Raw genomic sequence first — 23561 nt, forward strand, 5'->3', positions numbered from 1 at the left:
GGGGCCCTTCTGAAGATCAAAACAATAAGTACAGATGAAAAAATGAGGAGGACGTTGAGCATATGTCAGGATGACGAAAGAGATTTCGTATTTTTGCACTGCACCATATCAATAAACAATTGGAAAAGAACGCAAAAATATATGTAGCTGGTCACCGCGGGATGGTGGGCTCTGCCATTTACCGCAAATTGGTAAAAGAGGGCTATACGAACCTGGTTACTAAAACATCAACCGAACTGGACCTCCGCGACCAGCAAGCCACCGCCAATTTTTTTGCCGCAGAAAATCCGGAATATGTTTTTCTGGCAGCCGCCAAAGTAGGGGGCATTGTTGCCAACAACACCTACAGAGCAGATTTTCTGTATGAAAATCTTTGTATTCAAAACAATGTCATTCATCAGGCCTATCTTACAGGCGTTAAAAAACTGATGTTCCTTGGTTCAAGCTGTATCTACCCCAAACTTGCCCCGCAGCCTTTAAAGGAGGAATACCTGCTTACCGGCCTGCTGGAAGAAACCAATGAACCATATGCCATCGCCAAAATTGCCGGCATAAAAATGGCCGATGCTTACCGCGATCAGTATGGCTGCAATTTTATATCGGTAATGCCGACCAATTTGTACGGTTATAATGACAATTATCATCCGCAAAATTCTCATGTGTTGCCTGCCCTGATCCGCAAATTTCATGAGGCAAAAGTTAATGGCACAGCGGAAGTTACCATTTGGGGTTCAGGATCTCCGATGCGTGAATTCCTGTTTGCCGATGACCTGGCCGGCGCATGCTACTTTTTAATGCAGGAATACAATGAGCCCGGCTTTGTAAACATCGGCACCGGAAAAGACCTGACCATCAAGGACCTTGCATTGCTGATCAAAAAAGTAATCGGATTTGAAGGTACATTAGCCTTTGACAGCAGTAAACCTGATGGCACCCCGCGCAAACTAATGGATGTTTCAAAACTTCATTCACTGGGGTGGCAACATACAGTGGAACTCGAAGAAGGAATTGAACTGGCTTACCGGGATTTTTTAGCCAAACACATTTAATTCAGTTTGTGCTATCAATTTTTCCCCGTCATAGTTATAATTGATATCTTTGTTAAAGAAAATAAGCTTTAACTATATGACCTTAGTCCAACTGGAATACATTGTAGCTGTAGATACTTACAGGAGTTTTGTAGGCGCTGCGGAAAAGTGTTTCGTTACCCAGCCTACATTGAGCATGCAGGTACAGAAACTGGAAGAAATGCTAAATGTGAAGCTGTTTGACCGCAGTAAACAGCCCATTGTGCCAACTGAAATAGGCGCCCAGATCATCCAGCAGGCAAGGTTGGTTTTGCAGGAAAGCCAGAAGATCAGGGAGCTCATCAGCGATCAGCAGCAGGATGTAACGGGCGAGCTCAGGGTTGGCATTATTCCTACGGTCGCCCCTTATCTTTTGCCGAGAGTGATTGCAGCTATGATGGAGAAATACCCAGACCTGAAACTTCTGATCTGGGAATATACCACCGAAGACATCATCCATCACCTTAAGACCGGCGTGCTGGATTGCGGAATACTGGCTACCCCTCTGGCAGACAATGCCATTGAAGAGCTGCCACTTTATTATGAAAACTTTGTTACTTATATCAGTAAGAACAGCAAGCTATATAAGAAAAAAGCCATTGATGCCGACGATCTGGAAGATGAGAACATCTGGCTGCTGAACGAAGGGCACTGTATGAGATCCCAGGTCCTCAACATCTGCCGTTCAACAAAGCAGAACCGCCTGCAAGGGCTAACCTACAACACGGGGAGTGTCGAAACACTGATCCGTATGGTAGACATGAACAATGGCGCGACCCTATTGCCGGAACTCGCTCTGGAAGAGCTGAGCCACAAGCAGATGAGCAAGGTCCGTTATTTCAAATCCCCTGAGCCCGTAAGGGAGATCAGCCTGGTCACCCACAAAAATTTCATCAAAAAAAGAATGCTGAATGCCCTGAAGGAAGAAATCCTGAATGTCATCCCCAAAAACATGAAACAGAAAAAGAAGAAAGACATTGTGGGGATCTGATGCCTTTCCAGGGCTTGTCGCATTCACCCTCTGTTTTTGTCTGATTTACACAACACCCGTTCCATTATTGCCCCTAAGTTTGTATCAGTGATCGTTGTTGATCATGACTGAAATGGAATACAAACTAATTAAAACCGATAAACAATTGAAAGACGCATAAAAAAGACCCCGATATGTCCGGGGTCTTTTTTATTTATACAGGTATCACTTTACTTGACCATTTCAAATTCTACTCTCCGGTTTACAGCACGTCCTTCCTCAGTGCTGTTAGAGGTTTTAGGTTGCGTGGCCCCGAATCCTTTGATGGTCAGATTGGAAGCATTGATGCCTGCGTTGACTAAATAAGACTTTACAGAGTTCGCCCGGTCTACCGACAGCGACATATTGTGTTCGGCGGAACCTTCGATAGAGGAGTGTCCGTTGAGGATGAACTTCACGGTCGGGTCTTTTTTCATTTCCCTGGCTACCTGGTCCAGAATTTCAAAAGAAGCGGTCTTCAAGACACCGGAGTCAAATTCAAACTGAACATTTCTAAATTCAAAATTCGGTTTTTCAACAGGTGCAGGCGGTGCCGGTTTTTCCGGTTCCGGCGCAGGTGCCGGTTGTTTTTCTTCTACCGGTTCAGCTTTGGTTTCTACAGGAGGCGTGGGTTTAGCTACCGCCTTCTTGGTTTTACACGCTTGCAGCGAAACGCTGAGTAGTCCGATAAGGACCAGTAATAATGGGTTCTTTAAAATTTTCATTTGTGTTTTCTATGTTTCTATAAACCTACAAAATATCCGTTTGAACCGCCAATCATTAATAATAATGTGACTATATTTCTATCGGGTGTCACTGCTAAAACGAAACATTACTTTAATTAGTGCGTTTGTCATGCTTCTTCACTCCATCCAGCGTCCTTCCCGCGTTGCACCTATGCTTTTACTGAGTACGCCTTTTTTCAGAAAAAAGGCGTACTCATTGCGCATCCAGGCAGCACCGGGTGCGTACTCAGTAAAAGCGTGAATATTACTTATGTAAAAGCCAGGGTAAGAGCAGGCTCAGGTTAAATCCTTCAGTGCCGGATAAAGCTGGCTATATGTTGCGAAACCTTTCTTGTAGACATTATGCGTTTGTCCGTCGGGGACAATGGTCTTTTCCGGAAGTACTGGTCGTGGGTATTCAGGTGTTAGATCCGCTGCTTTTACTGCAAGGTAAGCAGCCCCGATAGCTGAGGCATCTTCAGTATGCATCAATAGGAGGGGCTTTCCGGTAACATCTGCCAGAAGCTGCATCCATACTTCAGAATGAACAAAGCCGCCGCTGACATTGATTTGGTGTATATGCCCCGCATACTGCTCCAGCGTGACCAGCACCTGGTTCAATGCATAGCAGACTCCTTCGAGCACAGCCCTGGCCAGATGCCCCTGACCATGCTGCAGCCTGAGGCCGAAAAAACTCCCGCTTGCAGAAGCATCCCATACCGGTGCCCGCTCACCGTTCAGATAAGGCAGGCAGATGAGGCCTTCACTGCCCGCAGGAATAGACTTTATCAATTTAAAAAGGTTATCGTAATCTTCGGGACCAGACGTCTCCTTTCCAAAAACGTTCTTGAGCAACCACTGCAAGACTATTCCACCATTGTTGACCGGCCCACCGCAAATATAAGTTTGCTCATCAAGTACATAACTAAAGGTCATGGACGGATTAGATGTCGGTTTCCGGCTTGCAACCCTGACCGCCCCGCTGGTGCCTATGGTAATTGCAGCTACACCCAGTTCAGTAGCATGACTTCCAAGATTGGCCAAACAGCCGTCACTCGCCCCTATCACAAAAGGCACGTCACGGACACCAAAAAGCATAGCAGCGTCGTAAGACAAGCCTCTCATTGTGTAATCAGTGCCTACAAGTTCAGATAAGCGGGCAGGATCAATCTTTACCGCCTGCAGGGCATCGGCATTCCAACCAAGGCTTTCCAGGTCAAACAAACCCATACAAGAGGCGACAGAATGGTCGATCCGGTATTCGTCAAATAAACGATACCAGATGTATTCCTTTATGGAAATGAATTTATATGCAGCGTCAAAGAGTTTCTGCTGGTTCTCTCTTAGCCAGATGAGTTTGCAGAGTGGCGACATTGCATGTATAGGCGTTCCCGTAGCTTCATAAATCTTCATGCCTGCATCCGTAGCCCGCATTTGTTCGGCGATATCCGCACTCCGTGCATCCGCCCAGGTCATCATAGGCGCCAATGCCGCTCCCGCAGCATCTACAGCAATTACACTGTGCATGGCGCTGCTCAGACCAATGACCTGAGGAGCGGCACCCATTTTATTGACCATCTCGTTGATACACTCCACAAAAGCCATCCATATGGCCTCAGGATCCTGCTCGCTGTAACCAGGTAAAAGGCTGAACGTTGAATAATGCTGCTGGCAGGATCCAACCGGCTGATAGCGGAAGTCGAGTGCAACAGCCTTGGTACTGCCAGTGCCGATATCAATACCGAGAATATATTTCATATGCTAAGTTTACTCCGCAATTTATGATTTTTACCGCCCAATCTTTATCATCGCAGGGATGTTCTGCCTGAAAAGTAAAACTATAAATACAATTACAGCAAATTCAAATCGAAAACAATATCTTGGAGGCATTATGAGAAAATCCATTCTATTTTTTTTAACTCTGTTGCTCTCCGTAAACTGTTTAAATGCTATGGAAATGGCAGCAGGCAAAGACTTTTATCAGATAAAGGTCTATCACCTTAAAAATGACGCGCAGGAGAAAACTGTTGAAGACTTTTTGAAACAGGCTTATCTGCCGGCATTACACAGGGCTGGTATAGCAAAGGTAGGTGTCTTTAAACCGATCCCGGAGACAGACAAACCTGCGGAAAAACTAATCTATGTTTTCATTCCGTTTTCCTCATACAAGGAGTTCAGTTCGCTGGAAAAGTTACTGGATAAAGACCAAAAGTACCTGGAAGACGGTAAAATTTATCTAACGGCTGCACTTGCCAACCCGCCGTATGACCGGATAGAGACCATTTTATTGAATGCATTTACCGGCAGTACCAGCATAAATTTACCCAAGCTCAGCAGCCCGATGAAAGACCGGGTTTATGAGTTGCGCAGCTATGAAAGCCCTACCGAGAAGCTTTACTGGAATAAAGTGGAAATGTTTAATAAAGGTGATGAAATCGGCTTATTCAAAAGACTGAACTTCAACGCGGTCTTTTATGGTGAAGTAATAGCGGGCAGCAAAATGCCAAATCTAATGTACCTGACGACTTTTGAAAACAAGGCTGATCGGGATGAGCACTGGAAAGCTTTTAGCAGTGACGAATATTGGAAAAAACTTTCGGCGATGCCGCAATACAAGAACAATGTATCCAAAAATGACACCCGGTTTTTGTTTCCTGTAGATTACTCTGATATTTAGCAAATTGCAATAGAAAATAAAAAGGGCCGGCAAGAACTTTCTTACCGGCCCTTTTTATTTTCTATTTATGTCTATGCGTTTTTGAAGCGCTCAGCCACTGCATCCCAGTTTACTACATTCCAGAAAGCGGCGATGTAATCAGGGCGTCTGTTTTGATATTTCAGATAATAGGCGTGCTCCCATACATCCATTCCCAGGATCGGAGTCCCTTTTACTTCCGCGACATCCATTAAAGGATTGTCCTGGTTAGGTGTAGAAGAAACTACTAATTTTTTGTCGGAACCAACACTTAACCATGCCCATCCTGAACCAAAACGGGTTGCGCCAGCTTCCGCAAATTTAGTTTTAAAATCAGCGAATGATCCGAAAGCAGCGTTGATCGCGTCGGCAAGTTCGCCTTTGGGTTCACCCCCTTTATTTGGACCGATTACTTCCCAGAATAAAGAGTGGTTAAAATGTCCACCGCCATTATTTCTGACTGCTGGCGGGAATTTGGAGATATTTTTAATGATTTCATCGATGCTTTGACCCGCTTCAGGCTTTCCCTCCAATGCTTTGTTTAAATTGGTCACATAAGCCTGGTGGTGTTTCCCATGGTGGATCTCCATAGTTTGTTTATCGATATGCGGTTCTAGTGCATCTGTTGCGTATGGTAACGCAGGTAATTCAAAAGCCATATTAAAGTATTTAAGGTTAAAATTGTAAAATATTATCTGGTAAATTTAAGGAAATCAGATCCCGTTTCCGGAATATGCTAAACTTACTTAGCAAATATAACATTCGGCCATTAAGTTTTGTTCAACAGTTTGTCAAGTTTAGCCTCTTTTGTTGATGAAAAAACGCTTCATCAGGTCTGAACACTCCTCAGAAAGCACTCCGCCCTTCAAAATAGTCCGGGGATGCAGGAGGTGATTGCTTTTGGATAAGAACCCTCTTTTAGGTTCAGATGCACCATATACCAGTCTGCCGATCTGTGTCCAATAACTTGCTCCTGCACACATCACACAAGGCTCCACGGTTACATATAAAGTGCATTCCTTTAAATACTTACCCCCGAGAGTTTGTGAAGCTGAAGTAAAAGCCTGCATTTCCGCGTGCGCTGTTACATCATTGAGTTGTTCAGTAAGGTTATGGCCACGACCCACGACTCTGCCTTTGCAGACCACAACGGCGCCTATCGGAATCTCCTGTGCAGCATAAGCCTTTTGGGCTTCATGTAAAGCCAGGCGCATATAGTGTTCATCTTCGGCAGCAGGGTTTGTTTCTTCTGAAAAATTATAAAAACTCATCCGGCAAAGATAGTATTTATATCATTTTACTGCCATTTGGCACTTTGCCGTTTAGCGTTGTCAAAACAATATCTCCGTTTTCATCAGCAAAACCGGTAATGAGGAACTCGGACATAAACTTTCCGATCTGTTTTTTGGGGAAGTTGACGACTCCTACAATCTGGCGGCCTATCAGTTCCTCTTTCGTATAAAGCGCGGTGATCTGCGCACTGCTCATTTTTATTCCAAGTTCTCCAAAGTCAACTTTCACTTTATACGCAGGCTTTCTGGCCTCAGGATAGTCCAATACCTCCAGTATGGTGCCCGCACGCAATTCTACCTTTTCGAAATCATTCCAGTTTATTTCTTCCATGCGATAAAATTACAATTTGTCAGCGAGATAGTATGATATACAATCCGGGGTTCCTCCCTGCTTTTCCCAAAAATTAATGTTCTAAGACATAGGGCTCTGTGCGCTGTTTACATCAGTTCTTTGATGTTTTCATTGGTGATGTAGCTATTGCTTCGCAATGGTCAGCGCGCTAGGTCCAGTCTTCGAAGAGAATACTGATTTTCCTCCATGCTTTTCCCAAAAATTTAGTGTTCTCAGAGAAGACATAGGACTCTGTGCGCTTCTTCAGCGCGCTAGGTCCAGTCTTCGAAGAGAATACTAAATTTTTCCTGTACTTTTGCAAAATGATCGATGTAATTCTAAAAAAAGGCAAAGAAAAAGCAGCCATACTCCGTCATCCATGGATCTTTTCAGGCGCACTGGACAAAGTAAAAGGCAATCCGGAAAACGGAGAAGTGGTAGCCGTAAGATCCTCCGACAAGGAATTTCTTGCTTATGCCTATTACAATGACCAGTCGCGGGTAGCCCTCCGTTTGCTGGAGTGGGATGAAAGTACCCCGGTTGATAAAACCTGGTATACACAAAAGCTCAAAAGTGCGATCCGGTCACGCTCGCATGTACTCAGTGAATACACCAATACCTGCAGGCTGGTATTTAGTGAAGCAGATTTTTTACCGGGCTTAATCGTTGACAAATATGCTGACTTTCTTTCCCTGCAAATTCTGAATGCCGGGATCGAAGCTGTACAGGAAGACATTATTAACATTTTAAGACAAGAACTGAACCCTAAGGGAATATTTGACAAGAGTGATGCAGGTGCACGAAAACATGAGAACCTGGAGCCGGCACAAGGGTTGCTTTGGGGGGAAACACCACCTGAGTTTATCGAAGTGAAGGAAAACGGGATCAGATACCACATCAACATTACAGACGGGCAGAAATCGGGCTTCTATTGTGATCAGCGGGAAAACAGAATGATCCTGGCCGAATATACCAAAGACAAGACGGTGCTCGACTGCTTTTGCTACAGTGGAGGCTTTACTTTAAACAGCCTGAAAAATGCTGCTGCCCACGTAACCAGCGTTGACAGCTCGGCACTGGCTATAGAAACCCTGCAGCACAATGTCTCTTTAAATGGTTTCGAAATCAAGAGGCAAACCAGTATACAGTCAGATGTCAATAAGCAACTGAGATTATTTAAAGACAGCGGACAAAAGTTTGATGTAATTGTACTCGATCCTCCAAAATATGCACCTTCACGTTCGGCATTAGACAGAGCAGCGAGAGCCTACAAAGACCTGAACAGGCTTGGAATGCTCCTGCTGGAACCGGGCGGTATCCTGGCGACGTTTTCTTGTTCGGGGGCCGTTGACCTGGAAACATTTAAGCAGATCATAGCCTGGGCAGCACTGGACGCAGGCCGGGAGGTACAGATCATTAAGCAGTTCAGCCAGCCGGAAGACCATCCCGTAAGACTTTCTTTTGCTGAGGGAGAATATTTAAAGGGATTGTTGTTGAGAGTGTTGTAACACATTACGCCAGCTCGACAACAGGTGGGATTTCTTCCATCATCGTTATGACAAGTACGCTAGTCTTCGGGAAGCTTATCGTATTCTCCTTTTAACGCATACCAGCCAAAAATTACAAGTCCGGCGCTAATGGGAATGAAGATGAATAAGATAATACCCCATTGCAGAGCGGTATTGGTTTTGGCAACACCGTCTGGCGCCAAACCAATTTTATCAACAGCCTGCATAAACATAAATATAATGGAGGCGGGACCTAATATGATCCAAAGTAATCCCAGTGCCTTTTTTAATCCGTTCATAAATATTTTCTTAGTGACTGGCTTCGCCATGATCAGGTTTCTTATTAGACAAATAAATGGCTCCTATTAAAAAGCTCAATGCTGCAATTCCTATTGGGTACCATAGCCCTGAAAGCGGCGTAGAACCAGGGAAGCTTGCGATGAGCGTGGCAATAAAAGGCACCAGGCCCCCGAAAACCCCATTGCCAACATGATAAGGCAGCGACATGGAGGTATACCTGATCTTTGTTGGAAACAACTCCACAAGGAACGCGGCAATGGGTCCGTAAACCATAGTCACCAGCAAAATCTGAAAGAATATCAGTGCCACAAACTTCCAGAATACCGGAGCTGGCAGTTTTTTATCTTTATAGGTTTTCACCAGCGTATCCGGGGCACCGCTTTCATATTTCGTCGCTGCCTGAACTTCAGTATAGGACATGCCATTCGTTAGTGTAATCCGTGTTGAAGTGGTATAGAGCAGATCCATTGTCCCGTCTACCGGATTTTGTTTGATCTCCGGCTTATCCGTTTTTAGAATATCTTGCTGAGTTACCTTGCTCACGTCAGTATCATCCAGAAACACCTGGTAAATTGGCCGGTAAAATATGATACCCAGCAGCATCCCTGTGAGCATGATCCACTTACGACCTACCTTATCACTCCAGGAACCGAAGATCACAAAGAAGGGGGTCGCAAATACAATCCCCCAGAGCAGGATATAACGGGAGTCATTGAAATCCAACTTACAAGTGTTTTCCAGGAATGACTGTGCATAGAACTGCCCGGTGTACCAGATTACCCCTTGTCCCATGGTCGCACCAAACAAAGCCAGCAGCACCATTTTAAAGTTTACTTTATGACTGAAGCTCTCTTTTAAGGGGTTCTTAGAAACTTTACCTTCCGTTTTAAGTTTAGTAAACATCGGGGATTCGTGCATCTTCATCCGGATATAGATGGATACACCGACCAGCAATATCGAGAGCAGGAATGGTACCCTCCATCCCCAGTCTGCAAATACCTCAGCGCCTAAAAGGTTTTTGGTAACGACGATGATTCCAAGTGAAAGAAAAAGCCCGCCTGTGGCAGTAGTCTGGATCCAGCTGGTAAAAAACCCTCTCCTGTTTGCCGGAGCGTGTTCGGCCACGTAGGTTGCCGCACCTCCATATTCACCGCCCAAAGCGAGTCCCTGGATCAATCTTAAAATCAGCACCAGAATCGGTGCTGCATAACCGATACTTGAATAAGAGGGAATCAGTCCGATCAGGAAAGTTGAGCCGCCCATGAGTACAAGTGTCAGCAGGAAGGTATATTTCCTTCCGATCAAATCGCCCAGTCTGCCGAAGACGAGTGCGCCAAAGGGCCTTACAATAAAGCCTGCGGCAAATATGGCCAGCGTGTTGATGAGGGCAGAAGCTCCGGCATCAGCAGGAAATAACTGTGCTCCGATGATTGTAGCAAGACTTCCAAAAATATAAAAATCATACCACTCTATAAGTGTGCCTAGCGAAGAGGCACCGATAACTTTGAAAATACTGTTCTTTTGTGGTTCCGGACTCATGTAAGGTTAAAATATTTGGCTTTAAAAATAAAGCTACAATTTATTCCGAATTAAGCGTAAGCCACCACACAAAAATTACTCTTCTTCTCTAAAATAGACCTTATAATAGCTCATCGACTTATCATCATCAAAGCCCTTCTCTATGAGTTCCTTGTCTCCATGGATATAGATATGAAAATTCTTATCTAGTTTGAGCACACTTTTATAGACCCGGGCCTGCTTCTTTACCGCAGCACCGGAAATGTCAAAGCTATCTGGAATTGGGGCGTCGAACTCTTCTTCATAACTCTTCTTATAGCTCTTAAAAGACGCTATGCCTTCCGCGTTTCCAATCACTTCGTTTGAAAATTCATCGAGGTCAAAGCTTTCTTTTTCTTTAAAATACTTCATTGACTTATTTAGCAGATCGATCTTATCTGCTTTGGAGATCTCAAAGTCCTGATCCAGCTTTTCTGTTACAAAATTTTTATAAACACCCAGGACATTATTGGTCTGGTTAAAATTGTCGTTCCTGATCTTCAGTTTCAGAAATTCATCTTTCCAGTAAACAGCTTCTGCACTGCGGTTGGTTTGATCTATTACGGCCACCCTGAACCCTTCTTCCTTGTCGGTATTGAAGATCAGGCAACCTTTATCGAGTTTGCTGATGTTGATGGCCTCTTGTTCATAACTTAAGCCAAAACCATCGTTCTCCGGGCTCACCTTTAAAAAAGATTCTTTGGTTTCAGATTTAAAGATGCCAATGGCGTCATGCAGTTCTCCTTCAATCTGTACATTCTCAAAATAGGCCAGGTAAAGTTCTCCCGGCTTTATTTTAGGATGTCCGGATACTTCATACAGGTATTTTGCCAGCTCTTTACTATTTTCATGAAACTGGGTGCCGTCTTCAAAAATAGCGGCCGCAAAGTGGTAAACTTCATTGAGATTTAAGTCTGCGTTGGGATGGAAAAACCGGTATATCTCATTAACCTTTTCAAAAGATCCTAAAAAATACCGCTGCAGTAAACTGCTAAGGGTTTGGTCCTGAATGCTCACAGATTGCGCTGAAAGCACATAAAATTCATCCTCCGATTTGTTTCCAATCCTGTGGATGGAAAGTTCGGACAGGGAAGCTTCGTAAAAAGAAATCATTTAGCTTATTTGTTTTGTTCTTCGCGGGGCGAATTTCTAAGTGATACCGGTTTTTTTGCATTTTTGCTCATTTTCAGGTTGAGCATTTCAACCAGTATTGAAAACGCCATGGCAAAATAGATATATCCTTTCGGGATGTGCTGCTCGAATCCTTCTGCAAGCAGAGAAACACCGATGAGCAAAAGAAAGGATAAGGCAAGCATTTTTACGGTCGGGTGCTTGTTTACAAAATTGCTGATACCGCTGGCAGAGAACATCATAATCACTACGGCGATAACTACCGCTGCGATCATGATCTCAACATGATCCGCCATGCCTACGGCTGTAATTACGGAATCAAGGGAAAATACAATGTCCAGCAGCAGGATCTGTATGATCACACCGGTAAAGGAATGAACCTTAGTATTTGTCCCCTGCTCGTCCACGCTTTCCAGCTTATCGTGGATCTCATGGGTACTTTTATAGATCAGGAATAAGCCGCCCACAATCAAAATGAGGTCACGTCCGGAAATCTCAAGTTTATGTATCCACTCTGGATTAGTCACATTCATCAAGGAGCCGATGCTGAACAAGGGGCTGGTCAGTGTCATTACCCAGGTCAGTGACAGCAACAGCAGTACGCGGGTAATCATAGCCAGGGCCAGGCCCAGCTGCCTTCCTTTTTTCTGCTGATGAGCAGGCAGCTTACCCGATAAAATGGAAATAAAGATGATGTTGTCTATTCCCAGGACAATCTCCAAAACTGTCAGGGTCAAAAGTGAGATCCAAGCCTCCGGGCTGCTTAAAAATTCCATGTAGTCAATTATAATGGGGCTAAGATATAAAAAAAGCTTGCTGATTTCATATCAACAAGCTTTGGATGTGTTTGGTTTATAAAAACTATTTTATCGTTACAGAACCATAGTCTGATTTAATCTTCACAATGGCTCCGGCGCCTTTGCCTATTTTGCCCGTATAATGTTTACTATTGGAATCATCTTTATTGCCGATCTGGTTTGCAGACACACGGTCTCCATATTTGAAAGCCGCGTAACTGGTCTGAACTTCAAGGTCAGCACTATAGTCTGAATTGAATCCAGCAAAGATATTGAGGTAATCCCCATCGACAGACAGCGCTTTACATCCGGTTGTTACTTCATCAATATTTAGTTTGTTATATTGCATATTAAACCTTCCATCGCCTCTTAAAGTCCCTACAGAGGTGCTTGTATACTGAGTTTTCAAGTCCAGCTTGCCTACCGAACCTATCGTCAGATTGTTATATTGCTGATCAATTTTAGCATCTCCCTTTATGGAATTGATGTTTACATTACAATACTGAACATTGAGGTCAAGATCCTGAACTGTGCCTATAGTAAGGCCAGAGCCGTATTGCTGTTTGACTACCGCATCGCCCTTGATGGTACTTACATTTACCGCAGCATATTGCGCGTTGATGTCCAGCGCCCCGGCTGTGCCGATTGTCAGACCCGAACCGTATTGTTGTTTAACAACGGCTTTATTCACGCTTTGTATATTGGTATTGCCGTACTGGACAGAAATGTAATTATTGGAATTCGCAAGGTTTTGCGCAACGAAGTTTCCGTATTGGACCTTTGCATACAAAGGGCCCGTCAGATCACCCATTGCAATATTGCCATAATTCTGCGACATAGTCAGCGCATTTGATGCCGGCATGTACACCACATAATTTATTTTAACCTCCCTGCGCCACTTTCTGCCAAGACGGCTTCCTCTCCCCCAATTGCCCTGTTCTTCCAGTTTTGTTTTAAATATGATCTGGTCACCTGATTTCCCGGCTTCAATCGTTACTCCGTCCAGCAATTTTTGAGCTCCCGCCTCATCGTTACTGTAAGCTTTGATGTCAATATCCGCTTTTACTTCTTTTCTGTCCCAGATCTTGATAACAATTGATCCATATTGATTGCCCAGCACAACTTTATCAGAGTTATCAGCTGTAAATGTTTTAGTGAAGGTCCTGGACCGCATTGGATCATCGTCTCCTTCATTGATGATTCTTGAAATGCCTGCCGGATTTAAAACCGGGCTGGCTTGTACAATATTTACAAGGAGCATCAGTCCTATGGCTGTTATTTTCATGTACCTCATATGCTATTCTCTTTTTTACATTGATTCACTTCATTAATTATATAGAGCTGCTGGTTGATCACCTGCAGTTGCAGTTTTAAATTCTTGACCATCGCATTAACAATAACCCGTTGATTGGGGCTGTTCTCCAACTCTTTTTTTAAGCGCTCGTAATCAGCACCCAATTGTTCCAAATCCGCACTGAACTCCTCATACAGCGCCGGATTCTCTTTGGCATAAACCTGCAGGCTGTCTTTTTTTTCTTCAATAAGGCTCGCAAACTTCATTTCCTTTTTTGCAAAGGAAGGGTTCAGTTCGGCAATATCTGTCCCCCCACGATGGTTACGATAGGTAAATATAAAAGTAACTGTCACTACCACGATCAGGGATGCAGCTATACCTAACCAGAACGGCACCCTCCATGGCTTTTTTAGTTTTTCTCTGTTTAATTCATTCTCAATTCTACTCCACAGCTGATCTGACGGAGATTCCATATCAAAAGCTTTTCTATGCTCTCTGACATACTCTTCGATCTTTTTGCTCATCTCAATGCTCCTTTCTTTTCTAATAAGCCATTCAATTTCTTTTTTGCCCTCATGTATTGTGTCCTCGAAGTATTCTCAGAGATTTTAAGGATATGTGAGATCTCCTCATGGTCATAGCCCTCAAATAAATACAATGTCAGCACCACCCTATATCCGTCGGGAAGCTCTCCCATGGCTTCCTTTATTTCGTTTACCCTCATGTCCTGCCAGGCTGTGTCATCTTTTTCTTCTTCCGCAATATCCACATCATCTATATTTACAAATTCAGCCCTGCGCTTTCTCAGCTGGTTGATGGACTTGTTGATCACAATCTGCTTGAGCCATAATCCAAATGTGGTTTCTCCCCTAAAATTTTCTATCCTGGTGAAGGCATCCAGGAAAGATTCCTGCAAAACATCCTCCGCCTCTGCGATATGGTTAACAATTCTAAGCGCAACATTATACATAGCTTTTACATACAATTTGTACAATTCAAATTGTGCAGTGCGGCTTCCCTCCCTGCATTGATTTACCAGATCGAGGTGTTTATCTATATATACGGCTTCCAATGTTTTCTGTTCTTTTTAAGGGACAATCAATGAATCAAAACGTTGCATCTGAATTGAAAATATTTTGAATATAAGAAGTAAAATTTCATCGATCTGAAATATATGGTTCAAAATCAATATTTTTGCCGCAAATATTATTAATAATGCTAAGAACAACTACTTGCGGTGCTTTAACCATTAAGAACTTAGGAGAGCATGTGATCCTTTGCGGCTGGGTACAGAAATCAAGAGATTTAGGAGGGATGACTTTTATTGACATCCGGGACAGATATGGAATCACTCAATTGGTTTTTAACATGGACGACAATCGCGATCTGTGCCAGGCCGCCCGTAGTTTAGGAAGAGAGTTTGTCATCAAAGCGAGCGGACTGGTGGTTGAGCGTTCAAATAAAAATTTAAAAATACCTACCGGTGAGATTGAAATTAAAATAAACGCCCTGGAGGTTTTGAATGCGGCGAAACTGCCGCCTTTCCTGATCGATGACGAAACCGATGGCGGTGATGATCTGAGAATGAAATACCGTTATCTTGATCTGAGGAGAAATCCGGTGCGTAACAACATGATATTGAGACATAAAATGGCGCAGGCAGTCAGACGCTATCTGGATGGCCTAGACTTCATTGAGGTCGAAACGCCGGTACTGATCAAGTCTACCCCGGAAGGAGCAAGAGATTTTGTAGTGCCAAGCAGAATGAACCCCGGTGAATTTTATGCCTTGCCACAGTCCCCTCAAACTTTTAAGCAGTTGCTGATGGTTTCGGGTTTTGACAGGTATTTCCAAATTGTTAAATGCTTTAGGGATGAAGACCTGCGCGCTGACAGACAGCCTGAGTTTACACAGATCGACTGCGAGATGTCATTTATCGAACAGGAAGATATATTAAATACTTTCGAAGGACTTATACGTACCTTATTTAAAGACATCAGAGGAATCGATCTGCCTGAAGTGCCGAGGATGCAATATGCTGACGCCATGCGCCTGTATGGCTCAGATAAACCTGACACACGCTTTGAAATGCAGTTCGTTGAACTGACAGAACTGGTCAAAGGCAAAAACTTTCCTGTATTTGACAATGCAGAACTCGTTATAGGAATCAATGCCAAAGGCTGCGCCGGATATACCCGCAAGCAGTTAGATGAGCTTACTGACTTTATCAAACGTCCGCAGATAGGGGCTACCGGCCTGATTTACTTAAGACATGGAGAGGACGGTTCTTTAAAGTCATCTGTTGACAAATTTTATGACGAAACCGAACTGAAAAAATGGTCTGCTGCCTTAAATACTGAACCGGGAGACCTTGTCCTCATCATGGCCGGCCTGACAGATAAGGTCCGTAAGCAATTGAGCGAACTGCGCCTGGAAATGGGTACACGGCTTGGGTTGCGGGATAAGGATACTTTTAGTGCACTTTGGGTGCTTGATTTTCCGTTGCTGGAATGGGACGAAGAAACTCAGCGCTATCATGCCATGCACCACCCTTTTACCTCCCCTAAGCCAGAGGATATTGCCTTATTGGATACCAAACCCGGAGAAGTCAGGGCCAACGCTTATGATATGGTGGTAAATGGAACTGAGATCGGCGGTGGTTCAATCCGTATACACGACAGAACACTGCAGGCGCTGATGTTCAGACATCTGGGTTTTTCAGCGGAAGAAGCACAAAAACAATTTGGATTTTTAATGGATGCCTTTGAATTTGGAGCACCGCCGCACGGTGGTATTGCCTTCGGTTTTGACCGTTTATGCTCTATTTTTGCAGGATTAGATAGCATCAGGGATGTCATTGCGTTCCCTAAAAACAACTCCGGCAGAGATGTGATGATTGACAGCCCTTCAACAATTGACGACAAGCAGCTCACAGAGCTTAAGATAAAAACAGCACTTTAAGATTAATTTCGAAAAATAAAAAGGGCAGTACAATTGTACTGCCCTTTTTCATTAATAAGTTTCACTATCCGGCGGAATGCCATAATCAAAATATTCCTCCGCCTTTTCTTCCTTTTTCTTTTTAGAACCTCCGAACCATGACTTAACAGAATTGAAGATTGCCGATAAATGTTCTGCATCAAGCGATTTTCCAACCTTTCCTGAAGCAAGCCCCACTAAAGCCTTTGTAAGGATTCCTGAGCCTTTAAACAAAGTACTGTTCATGAATAAGGGTAAGACCCATGACATTAAAGTGCTGCTGATATTGAACTTCTCGTCCACTTTAAGAAATGCGGAAGGAGTAGCATATTTCCTGATCAGGCCGCCCAGGGTAAATTGTTTCAAATAAATTTTGGTATCGTTAACCAAAGCCTCTCCCTGCAAGGTATGCTCGTCTTTTAAACTGCAAACCATAGCATGCAGTTCTTCCAGATTATTGATGTTATACTTTCTCCTCTTCTTCATCTTTATCGGCCAGTTTGTTAAAATAATTCCTGATGGTAAAGTTAATTATTGCCTTCTCTATGTACTTCTCTTTCATGAAGTAAACCAGCAAGGCCAAAAATATATAGAGAAGAGAAACGCACCCAAAACCTCTGGTGAAGCTTCCCAACAGATCAGAAAGGTAAAGTGCTAGGGTAAATGTTCCAAATAAAAAGGCCAGTATAAAGCAAATGATTACAGCCGCATTAGTTACCACATCGGCAAATATCTTTGAGATCTTTTCTACCAGGTATAGCCGGGTATATTCGACCCTGGTATCCAGATAATTTTTTGCGTCTTCGTAGAGGTCTTCTATTCCTTTTTCTTTATCCTCCATAGTTTCTGGCTTTGGCAAGGTTAGGCGTGTTCTTCCACATCGTCAGCAAATTCGTTTTCAGTCTGACGCAGTTTAGTCTTAACTGAATTTACAACCTTGTCTTTCAAATTACTCAGGTTATTGATCTCATCGGCAGCCCTGTCCTTAATAGAATCTCCAAGGTCCTTTAGTGACTGACTTAGCTTGTCTCTTGTTTCGCTTCCTTTTTCAGGGGCAAATAAAAGACCCAACGCCGCTCCTGCAGCTAAACCGGCTAATAAAGCAACTAAAACTTTTGAATTATCATTCATGATACTTTGATTTTATATATAACAATTTTAATTTTCGGGAACTTAATATTATAACTCATCATGCTCTGAAATTGTTTTAATTCTTTCCAGTCTTTCAGAGGCCAGTGCACTCGTTTCATATATTCTAATCAATAATACGAAATAAGACAATAATAACGGGCCAAATACAAGTCCTAAAATTCCAAATAATGGTATTCCAATAACCACGCCAATTACTGTTATGATCGGGTGAATATTGCCAACTCTCTTGGCGATCATAAACCTGAGCACGTTGTCTATGTTAATAATGACGACAAATCCAAATATCAACATTGCCCAACCCGCAAAATTATTGCCATTGGCAATCTGCATTAAAGCAGCCGGTACAAAAACAAGAGGTGGCCCAAGCACCGGGACAAAAGAAATGAAAGTTGTGATAAGCCCCCAAAATGCCGGGTCCTTATATCCCAAAAAGTAAAAGCAAAACCCGACTAAAGAGCCCTGTACCAAGGCGATAAAACCCTGACCTAAAACATTGGCATAAGTTGTATTCCTCATTTCCTCCGCAAACCGCTGTGCATTTTGAGCCCTGAAAGGCGCATACTTTAAAAGTGCTGATTCAAACTTTTCGCGTTCCACCAGCATAAAATACAAAAGGAAATACATTAACAGCAAGCCCAATACGATATTAAAGGCGCCGGAAATCAATGAAGGAAATAACCCGGTAGCCCATGTTCCAGCTTTTCTCATGCCGTCTTCTACCAGATTCTGCAAATCCCCACTGACAGGGAGCAAATGTTTTAATTTAAACAGCGTGTCTTTCAGATAGCCCGGATCGTTCTGCAGTTCGGCAATTTTTTCAATGGCCATACTGCTCAGCCCATAAAAAGGAAGAATAATGACAATTACTGAAATAAACAAAAGCAGGACAGCAGCAACGCTCTTGTTCCAGGATTTTACCTCGACCAGGTAAATCAAAGCCGGCCTAAGTATAGTATACAATACAAGTGTACTAAGTATTGATCCAAAAATCCCCTGAAGCGAATAGGCAATGACGCAGCCCAGGGCAATGATGATTAACAGATTGATCTGATTCCGCTGTTTATAAGTAAATATTGACATATGATCAGGGTTTAATGCCAGAGGGCGCCTTCATTGTAAATTGGTATCCTGATCAGAAACAAACTTCCATTTGCCTGGGATTTAAGCTTAATGCTACCATTGTGAGTAGTCAGTACACGCTGCGCATGGGTCAGGCCCAAACCACTCGCCCGTTTTTTTGTGGTGAAAAATGGCTCGAAGATCTTGTCCTGATTTTCCTGAATAACCCCGGTACCATTATCTTCAATCCCTATTTCAAACATATCTTTATCCGAAGTACTGGTAATATGAATGATCTTAGGATAGGTCTGCATAGCTTCAACTGCATTTTTTATTACGCTTATAAGTGCTGATTTCACCTTGGTTTTATCCAGAAGTACCCTATGTTCAGATTCCAGTAATTGCTTCGTCAGCTTAATATTGTGACCGGTAATGAGATCTTCCATTTCTGCTATTGTCTCTTCAATAACTTCATTAATGCTGTGCCTTTGAAGGTTAAGTGTTTTCGTTTCAGTGCTGGATATAAAGTTTTGCATCAGTCTGGTTACCCTGTCGCAATTGGTTTTAATGATTTCCAGGTAAGACTGGACGGACTCGCTGTATGCAAGCACCTGGTCGGACGCCAGCTCGTCGACCGCCAGGTTTATTGCTGACAGCGGATCTCTGATCTCATCTCCCAATCCTTTTGCGATATGTTCTGATATGGACATCTTACCGAGATTAACAGATTTTTCTTCAATATGTTTTCTATAGCTCAGGTCCCTGATTATCGTATGGTAAACTTCAGAAACGCTTATCATGTCTGTTTGTATGAAAGATGATAAGCTGCAATGGTATACAATTCCGTCCTTAGATACCAGTTCACATTCAAAATCTGTCAGTGATCCGCTTTTCTCGAGCAGATCACGAAATTTCTCTATGTCTGTACGGTTTTTAAAAATCACATCATCAGGAAGTTTTTGTAACTCATCAAGACGATAGCCGAAGAAACTTAAGCCGCAACTGTTCATGTCATGGATCCTTCCTGAATATTCAGAAATAAGAATGGGATCATTTGCCTGTTCAAAAATTGCCCTGTATTTTCTTTCGCTATCCTGCAATGCCCTTAATCCATCGGCATGTTTAATAGAATAGCGAATGCTTCTCTCGATGATGACTGGCTCAATCTCATCCTTTACCATATAATCAGCAGCCCCGATATTCATCGCTTGTTCGTCTATTGTCCGGTCACCTTTTCCGGTAAGCATAATAATCGGCTTTACACAACCAGAATTCAACGCCTCTTTAAGAAGATCAATACCAGTCCCTTTCCCAAGCCTGTAATCCACAAGATAAACATCATGCTGGCGTTTTAAAATCGCATTAATCCCCTTTTCATAACTATTGACCCAGGAAAGCGAGTACCTGTCTGAAAGACGGTCAAACACCGCTTTCGTGAGAATATAATCATCCTCGTCATCATCAATTAATAAGACCCGAACCTGTTTCATTTTATTTAGATTTCATTTGATCTGTCTCTTAGGCAGTATAACAGTAAACACAGCGCCATTGCCGGGTTCACTGTTTGCAAGAATAAAGCCGGAATGGTTTTCTACTATTTTCTTACAGATCGCCAATCCGATACCTGTTCCACTATATTCATTACGTGAATGAAGCCGGTGAAAAATATCAAATATTTTTTTAGCCTCTTCTTCTTCAAATCCTATTCCATTGTCCTTTATTTCTATAACCGAATATAACTGATTTGGCCTGGCTTCAGCAATTGAAAGTTCATGCCCATATTTAGCATATCCCGTTATTTCAATTTCCGGCGGTATTTCAGCATCAGTAAATTTTAAAGCATTGGCGATCAGGTTTTGAAACAACTGCTGTAATTGAGATGGTATGGCATCGGCATCAAGATCAACGGTTACCCTGATCGCCGCCCGACTGATGCCAATGCTAAAATCAAGCTCTCTAATCGTACCGTTTATCAGTTCTGCAAGATCGGTGGCGATGAAGTTTTTATGATCCCGGGTAGCTCTTGAAAAAGTAAGAAGATCGTTGATCAGGGCGCGCATTCTTTCGGCCGCATTGCGCATCCGCTCTAAATAATCCAGCGCTTCAGGGGGCAAATGCGCCAAATACTTATCTTTTAGCTTATCCCCAAAGGCCTGTATCTTTCTCAAGGGTTCCTGCAGGTCATGAGAGGCAACATAGGCAAATTGTTCCAGATCCTGGTTTGAGCGGTTAAGTTCTGTTACTTTTTCTTCAAGCTGTACCTGTGCCTTTCTTAATTCTGTGACATCCTGCGTGTTCCCTATATAGGCAAAGTTGTTCAGTCCTATTTTCTTATACTCAGCGGTGGAAAGTACATGTCTGACCTCTCCGGAGGGCCTTACTATTCTATAATTGATCTTAAATGGGGCTTTATTCTCACGCGCTTTGAAAAAGTTCTTCAAAAATTCATGCAGATCCTCTTCATGGACTAACCCCTGATAGAATGCAAAATTAACAAATACAGAATGCGGCAGAAACCCGTGGATATTATACATTTCGTCAGACCAGAGTACAAATTCTTTGCCGTCCACCCATTCCCAGCTACCGCTATGAGAAACCATTTCTGCTTCCCGTAATAAGGTTTCATTTATTTTTAACTTAAATATAGCATCCTTTTGCTGGGTGATATCCTGTATTGTTCCTACAAGCTTGTCGTCCTTTTCGATGTAAAAACCCTGGCCAAGCACATATCTTCTTGTCCCGTCCGGCTGTATGATCTGATACTCTACAGCAAATGTGGTTTGATTTGAAATGGCAGACCGCAATTCCTTTGCAACTTTATCCCGGTATTCAGGAGCAATTACCTGCTCATTCAATTCCGCACTGAGCTCAATGCACTTATCTTTAAAACCGTAGATATTATATAGTTCTTCCGACCACCTTACCGTCTTGCTGCCGGGAAAGAGCTCCCAGGTACCCAAATTAGAAATTCTTTCCGCGAGCCCAAGCAATTCTGCCCTGGCAGAGAGTGTTTCATTTTGTTTCCGCAGCCCGGCCACTTCATTCTTCATCCTTCGCACTGCCGCCATATTTCTTGCCAGGCAATACGTCACTACTAAAAAAAGCAGGGCGAGGACAATAGTTGCTGTTAACACTTTAAGTATCCAAATTAATCGCCTTCATTTTATTGTATAAAGTCTTGCGGTCGATATTCAGGATCTTCGCGGCCTTTGTTTTATTGAAGTTAACCTCCCTTAAAACTTTCAGGATGGTTTCATATTCAGCTTCAAGTGCAGCATTTTTTAGGTCTCTGGGTTTTTCTGCCCTGGCAATTGAGTTTTCTATAGCAGATGCTTTTGCGTAAGTTGAGATTTCAAGCGGGAGTGCCTTAAGTTGTATCAGCTCGGTTTCCGTAAGTAAAGTAGCTCTTCTTACCACATTCTTAAGTTCCCGGACATTCCCCGGCCAGTTATACGTTAAAAAACATTGTTCCACCTCATCAGAGAAACCCTGAACATTCCGGTTGAGTTCCTGATTGGCGCCGTCAAGAAATGTATTGGCAAATATCATAATATCCTTCCCTCTCTGACTTAAAGGAGGCAGATCGATGGAGAACTCATTAAACCTATGGTAAAGATCTTCTCTGAATCTTCCTTTTTGGATGGCATTTGCCAGGTTCTCGTTTGTTGCAACAATAATCCGGACATCCAGCTCAATTTCCTTGGTGCTGCCGATCCGTTTTATTTTTCGTTCCTGAACGGTCCTCAGTAATGCTGCCTGAATCTCATAGGAAAGGTTCCCCACCTCATCCAAAAACAACGTTCCGCCATTTGCCATCTCAAAATGGCCGATCTTGGTATATAATGCCCCGGTAAATGAGCCCTTTTCGTGCCCGAAGAATTCACTACCCGCAAGCTCTTTGGTCAAAGAGCCGCAGTCCATGGCCACAAAAGGATTGTTCTTTCTTGGACTGTTTAAATGGATTGCCTTTGCTACAGATTCTTTCCCGGTACCACTTTCCCCCATTAAGATCACACTGTATGAGGTAGGCGCCACCAGCTGAATCTGCTTTAAAAGCTCTTTAGATGCCTGACTTTGGCCTACGACAAAGTTTTCTGCCGGATTATAGGTAAGTTTTGTTGTTTTTTGTTTCGGTGTATCCTGCAGTTGTTCCGAATGGTCTGTATTAAGGGCGATCTGAGTCTCTATTGCCTTATTGATGGTATTTAATATCTCATCAGGATAAAGAGGCTTTGTAATGTAATCATATGCGCCCAGCTTGATCAGTTCTACTGCTAGTTTTATATCAGAATAACCGGTTATTATAATTACACCAGTGCTTGGGTAGTTCTCTTTTATCTTGATCAGCATCTCCCTTCCATCGGTATCTTCCAGGCGATAATCACACAAAACAAGGTCATAGGATTCTTTTGCCAAATAATCCATAGCTGCCACGCCGCTTGTTGCAGTTGAAACACTAAAAGCATTTCTTACTAAAAATTTTGACAGTAGCAGACCGATGTTAACTTCATCGTCGACAATTAATATTTTTCTCATATTGCAAGGGTTAGAGCGGGTTAGAGCGTATTACGAAATAAATATAATTAGTTTTTTTATGGTGGGCAATATTTTCTACACTTTTCTCAAAAATGCCCCGCTTTATTTATGTCTGTAAGGAAATACTCC

The 23561-nt window shown here is 43.0% G+C and carries 24 protein-coding genes; 5 read left to right on the forward strand and 19 right to left on the reverse strand.

Features of this window, described 5'->3' with window-relative positions; all coding sequences use genetic code 11:
* The first annotated feature begins 119 nt into the window (after positions 1-119).
* Both QEP08_RS20275 and QEP08_RS20280 read left to right on the forward strand, forming a co-directional pair.
* Positions 120-1049: a GDP-L-fucose synthase family protein gene (locus QEP08_RS20275; RefSeq protein ID WP_285060561.1), complete on the forward strand. Its 930-nt coding sequence runs from the start codon at positions 120-122 to the stop codon at positions 1047-1049.
* A gap of 76 nt (positions 1050-1125) precedes the next feature.
* On the forward strand, positions 1126-2058 hold the full coding sequence (locus tag QEP08_RS20280) for a hydrogen peroxide-inducible genes activator (protein WP_285060562.1): 933 nt from the start codon (positions 1126-1128) through the stop codon (positions 2056-2058).
* 209 nt (positions 2059-2267) lie between these two features.
* On the opposite strand, the gene QEP08_RS20285 is transcribed toward QEP08_RS20280, so the two are convergent.
* Together QEP08_RS20285 and QEP08_RS20290 are read right to left on the reverse strand one after the other, a co-directional pair.
* Complete coding sequence (locus tag QEP08_RS20285; protein WP_285060563.1) at positions 2268-2801, reverse strand: OmpA family protein; 534 nt, start codon at positions 2799-2801, stop codon at positions 2268-2270.
* A 297-nt stretch (positions 2802-3098) separates the two neighbouring features.
* Positions 3099-4559, reverse strand: a complete 1461-nt coding sequence (locus QEP08_RS20290; protein ID WP_285060564.1) for a gluconokinase — start codon at positions 4557-4559, stop codon at positions 3099-3101.
* 199 nt (positions 4560-4758) lie between these two features.
* On the opposite strand from QEP08_RS20290, the gene QEP08_RS20295 reads away from it, so the two are divergent.
* Positions 4759-5478, forward strand: coding sequence for an NIPSNAP family protein (locus QEP08_RS20295; protein ID WP_285060566.1), 720 nt, complete (start codon positions 4759-4761; stop codon positions 5476-5478).
* Positions 5479-5549: 71 nt separating this feature from the next.
* Here the strand turns inward: QEP08_RS20295 and QEP08_RS20300 are convergent, their stop codons facing one another.
* The 3 genes from QEP08_RS20300 to QEP08_RS20310 form a co-directional block, all read right to left on the reverse strand.
* On the reverse strand, positions 5550-6155 hold the full coding sequence (locus QEP08_RS20300; protein ID WP_285060567.1) for a superoxide dismutase: 606 nt from the start codon (positions 6153-6155) through the stop codon (positions 5550-5552).
* Between the two features lie 138 nt (positions 6156-6293).
* On the reverse strand, positions 6294-6767 hold the full coding sequence (locus tag QEP08_RS20305; protein ID WP_285060568.1) for a nucleoside deaminase: 474 nt from the start codon (positions 6765-6767) through the stop codon (positions 6294-6296).
* A 16-nt stretch (positions 6768-6783) separates the two neighbouring features.
* A complete protein-coding gene (locus QEP08_RS20310; protein WP_285060569.1) occupies positions 6784-7119 on the reverse strand; it encodes a tRNA-binding protein in 336 nt (111 codons plus the stop codon).
* Between the two features lie 323 nt (positions 7120-7442).
* On the opposite strand from QEP08_RS20310, the gene QEP08_RS20315 reads away from it, so the two are divergent.
* The gene (locus tag QEP08_RS20315) at positions 7443-8627 is read left to right on the forward strand and encodes a class I SAM-dependent rRNA methyltransferase (protein WP_285060570.1); all 1185 of its coding nucleotides are present in this window, start codon (positions 7443-7445) and stop codon (positions 8625-8627) included.
* 59 nt (positions 8628-8686) lie between these two features.
* Here the strand turns inward: QEP08_RS20315 and QEP08_RS20320 are convergent, their stop codons facing one another.
* The 7 genes from QEP08_RS20320 to QEP08_RS20350 all read right to left on the reverse strand — a co-directional run bounded on the left by QEP08_RS20320 (position 8687) and on the right by QEP08_RS20350 (position 14778).
* Positions 8687-8926, reverse strand: a complete 240-nt coding sequence (locus QEP08_RS20320) for a DUF6814 family protein (RefSeq protein WP_285060571.1) — start codon at positions 8924-8926, stop codon at positions 8687-8689.
* A gap of 10 nt (positions 8927-8936) precedes the next feature.
* Positions 8937-10466 carry an MFS transporter gene (locus QEP08_RS20325; protein WP_285060572.1) on the reverse strand — a complete coding sequence of 510 codons (1530 nt, stop codon included), beginning with the start codon at positions 10464-10466 and terminating at the stop codon, positions 8937-8939.
* A gap of 75 nt (positions 10467-10541) precedes the next feature.
* On the reverse strand, positions 10542-11597 hold the full coding sequence (locus QEP08_RS20330; protein WP_285060573.1) for a nucleoid-associated protein: 1056 nt from the start codon (positions 11595-11597) through the stop codon (positions 10542-10544).
* 5 nt (positions 11598-11602) lie between these two features.
* Positions 11603-12391, reverse strand: coding sequence for a TerC family protein (locus QEP08_RS20335; protein WP_285060575.1), 789 nt, complete (start codon positions 12389-12391; stop codon positions 11603-11605).
* Positions 12392-12476: 85 nt separating this feature from the next.
* Positions 12477-13706: a hypothetical protein gene (locus QEP08_RS20340; RefSeq protein WP_285060577.1), complete on the reverse strand. Its 1230-nt coding sequence runs from the start codon at positions 13704-13706 to the stop codon at positions 12477-12479.
* On the reverse strand, positions 13703-14230 hold the full coding sequence (locus QEP08_RS20345; RefSeq protein WP_285060578.1) for a hypothetical protein: 528 nt from the start codon (positions 14228-14230) through the stop codon (positions 13703-13705). The genes QEP08_RS20340 and QEP08_RS20345 overlap by 4 nt, the downstream gene beginning before the upstream one ends.
* Positions 14227-14778: an RNA polymerase sigma factor gene (locus QEP08_RS20350; protein ID WP_285060579.1), complete on the reverse strand. Its 552-nt coding sequence runs from the start codon at positions 14776-14778 to the stop codon at positions 14227-14229. Before QEP08_RS20350 ends, QEP08_RS20345 begins: the two co-directional genes overlap by 4 nt.
* Positions 14779-14921: 143 nt before the next feature.
* On the opposite strand from QEP08_RS20350, the gene aspS reads away from it, so the two are divergent.
* Positions 14922-16667, forward strand: a complete 1746-nt coding sequence (gene aspS / locus QEP08_RS20355; RefSeq protein ID WP_285060580.1) for an aspartate--tRNA ligase — start codon at positions 14922-14924, stop codon at positions 16665-16667.
* A 51-nt stretch (positions 16668-16718) separates the two neighbouring features.
* Here the strand turns inward: aspS and QEP08_RS20360 are convergent, their stop codons facing one another.
* Genes QEP08_RS20360 through QEP08_RS20390 form a run of 7 tightly spaced genes read right to left on the reverse strand, consistent with a single transcriptional unit; the run spans position 16719 to position 23432 of the window.
* Positions 16719-17171: a hypothetical protein gene (locus QEP08_RS20360; RefSeq protein WP_285060581.1), complete on the reverse strand. Its 453-nt coding sequence runs from the start codon at positions 17169-17171 to the stop codon at positions 16719-16721.
* Positions 17149-17526: a phage holin family protein gene (locus tag QEP08_RS20365; protein WP_285060583.1), complete on the reverse strand. Its 378-nt coding sequence runs from the start codon at positions 17524-17526 to the stop codon at positions 17149-17151. Before QEP08_RS20365 ends, QEP08_RS20360 begins: the two co-directional genes overlap by 23 nt.
* 20 nt (positions 17527-17546) lie before the next feature.
* Positions 17547-17816 (reverse strand): YtxH domain-containing protein, encoded by a 270-nt coding sequence (locus QEP08_RS20370; protein WP_285060584.1) that lies wholly within the window; start codon positions 17814-17816, stop codon positions 17547-17549.
* Between the two features lie 48 nt (positions 17817-17864).
* A complete protein-coding gene (locus QEP08_RS20375) occupies positions 17865-18917 on the reverse strand; it encodes an AI-2E family transporter (RefSeq protein ID WP_285060585.1) in 1053 nt (350 codons plus the stop codon).
* A gap of 11 nt (positions 18918-18928) precedes the next feature.
* Positions 18929-20386, reverse strand: coding sequence for a hybrid sensor histidine kinase/response regulator (locus tag QEP08_RS20380; protein WP_285060587.1), 1458 nt, complete (start codon positions 20384-20386; stop codon positions 18929-18931).
* Between the two features lie 12 nt (positions 20387-20398).
* Positions 20399-22030 carry a sensor histidine kinase gene (locus QEP08_RS20385; protein ID WP_285060588.1) on the reverse strand — a complete coding sequence of 544 codons (1632 nt, stop codon included), beginning with the start codon at positions 22028-22030 and terminating at the stop codon, positions 20399-20401.
* Between the two features lies 1 nt (position 22031).
* Positions 22032-23432, reverse strand: a complete 1401-nt coding sequence (locus tag QEP08_RS20390) for a sigma-54-dependent transcriptional regulator (protein ID WP_285060590.1) — start codon at positions 23430-23432, stop codon at positions 22032-22034.
* Positions 23433-23561: the final 129 nt, after the last annotated feature.

The sequence above is a fragment of the Pedobacter ginsengisoli genome (assembly GCF_030244015.1).
Taxonomy (GTDB): domain Bacteria; phylum Bacteroidota; class Bacteroidia; order Sphingobacteriales; family Sphingobacteriaceae; genus Pedobacter; species Pedobacter ginsengisoli.

Bases quoted from the DNA above. Each gene is read 5' to 3' on its own strand.
- QEP08_RS20280 (WP_285060562.1), top strand. From the start codon at position 1,126: ATGACCTTAGTCCAACTGGAATACATTGTAGCTGTAGATACTTACAGG.
- QEP08_RS20285 (WP_285060563.1), bottom strand. From the start codon at position 2,801: ATGAAAATTTTAAAGAACCCATTATTACTGGTCCTTATCGGACTACTC.
- QEP08_RS20290 (WP_285060564.1), bottom strand. From the start codon at position 4,559: ATGAAATATATTCTCGGTATTGATATCGGCACTGGCAGTACCAAGGCT.
- QEP08_RS20295 (WP_285060566.1), top strand. From the start codon at position 4,759: ATGGCAGCAGGCAAAGACTTTTATCAGATAAAGGTCTATCACCTTAAA.
- QEP08_RS20300 (WP_285060567.1), bottom strand. From the start codon at position 6,155: ATGGCTTTTGAATTACCTGCGTTACCATACGCAACAGATGCACTAGAA.
- QEP08_RS20305 (WP_285060568.1), bottom strand. From the start codon at position 6,767: ATGAGTTTTTATAATTTTTCAGAAGAAACAAACCCTGCTGCCGAAGAT.
- QEP08_RS20310 (WP_285060569.1), bottom strand. From the start codon at position 7,119: ATGGAAGAAATAAACTGGAATGATTTCGAAAAGGTAGAATTGCGTGCG.
- QEP08_RS20315 (WP_285060570.1), top strand. From the start codon at position 7,443: ATGATCGATGTAATTCTAAAAAAAGGCAAAGAAAAAGCAGCCATACTC.
- QEP08_RS20320 (WP_285060571.1), bottom strand. From the start codon at position 8,926: ATGAACGGATTAAAAAAGGCACTGGGATTACTTTGGATCATATTAGGT.
- QEP08_RS20325 (WP_285060572.1), bottom strand. From the start codon at position 10,466: ATGAGTCCGGAACCACAAAAGAACAGTATTTTCAAAGTTATCGGTGCC.
- QEP08_RS20330 (WP_285060573.1), bottom strand. From the start codon at position 11,597: ATGATTTCTTTTTACGAAGCTTCCCTGTCCGAACTTTCCATCCACAGG.
- QEP08_RS20335 (WP_285060575.1), bottom strand. From the start codon at position 12,391: ATGGAATTTTTAAGCAGCCCGGAGGCTTGGATCTCACTTTTGACCCTG.
- QEP08_RS20340 (WP_285060577.1), bottom strand. From the start codon at position 13,706: ATGAGGTACATGAAAATAACAGCCATAGGACTGATGCTCCTTGTAAAT.
- QEP08_RS20345 (WP_285060578.1), bottom strand. From the start codon at position 14,230: ATGAGCAAAAAGATCGAAGAGTATGTCAGAGAGCATAGAAAAGCTTTT.
- aspS (WP_285060580.1), top strand. From the start codon at position 14,922: ATGCTAAGAACAACTACTTGCGGTGCTTTAACCATTAAGAACTTAGGA.
- QEP08_RS20360 (WP_285060581.1), bottom strand. From the start codon at position 17,171: ATGAAGAAGAGGAGAAAGTATAACATCAATAATCTGGAAGAACTGCAT.
- QEP08_RS20365 (WP_285060583.1), bottom strand. From the start codon at position 17,526: ATGGAGGATAAAGAAAAAGGAATAGAAGACCTCTACGAAGACGCAAAA.
- QEP08_RS20370 (WP_285060584.1), bottom strand. From the start codon at position 17,816: ATGAATGATAATTCAAAAGTTTTAGTTGCTTTATTAGCCGGTTTAGCT.
- QEP08_RS20375 (WP_285060585.1), bottom strand. From the start codon at position 18,917: ATGTCAATATTTACTTATAAACAGCGGAATCAGATCAATCTGTTAATC.
- QEP08_RS20380 (WP_285060587.1), bottom strand. From the start codon at position 20,386: ATGAAACAGGTTCGGGTCTTATTAATTGATGATGACGAGGATGATTAT.
- QEP08_RS20390 (WP_285060590.1), bottom strand. From the start codon at position 23,432: ATGAGAAAAATATTAATTGTCGACGATGAAGTTAACATCGGTCTGCTA.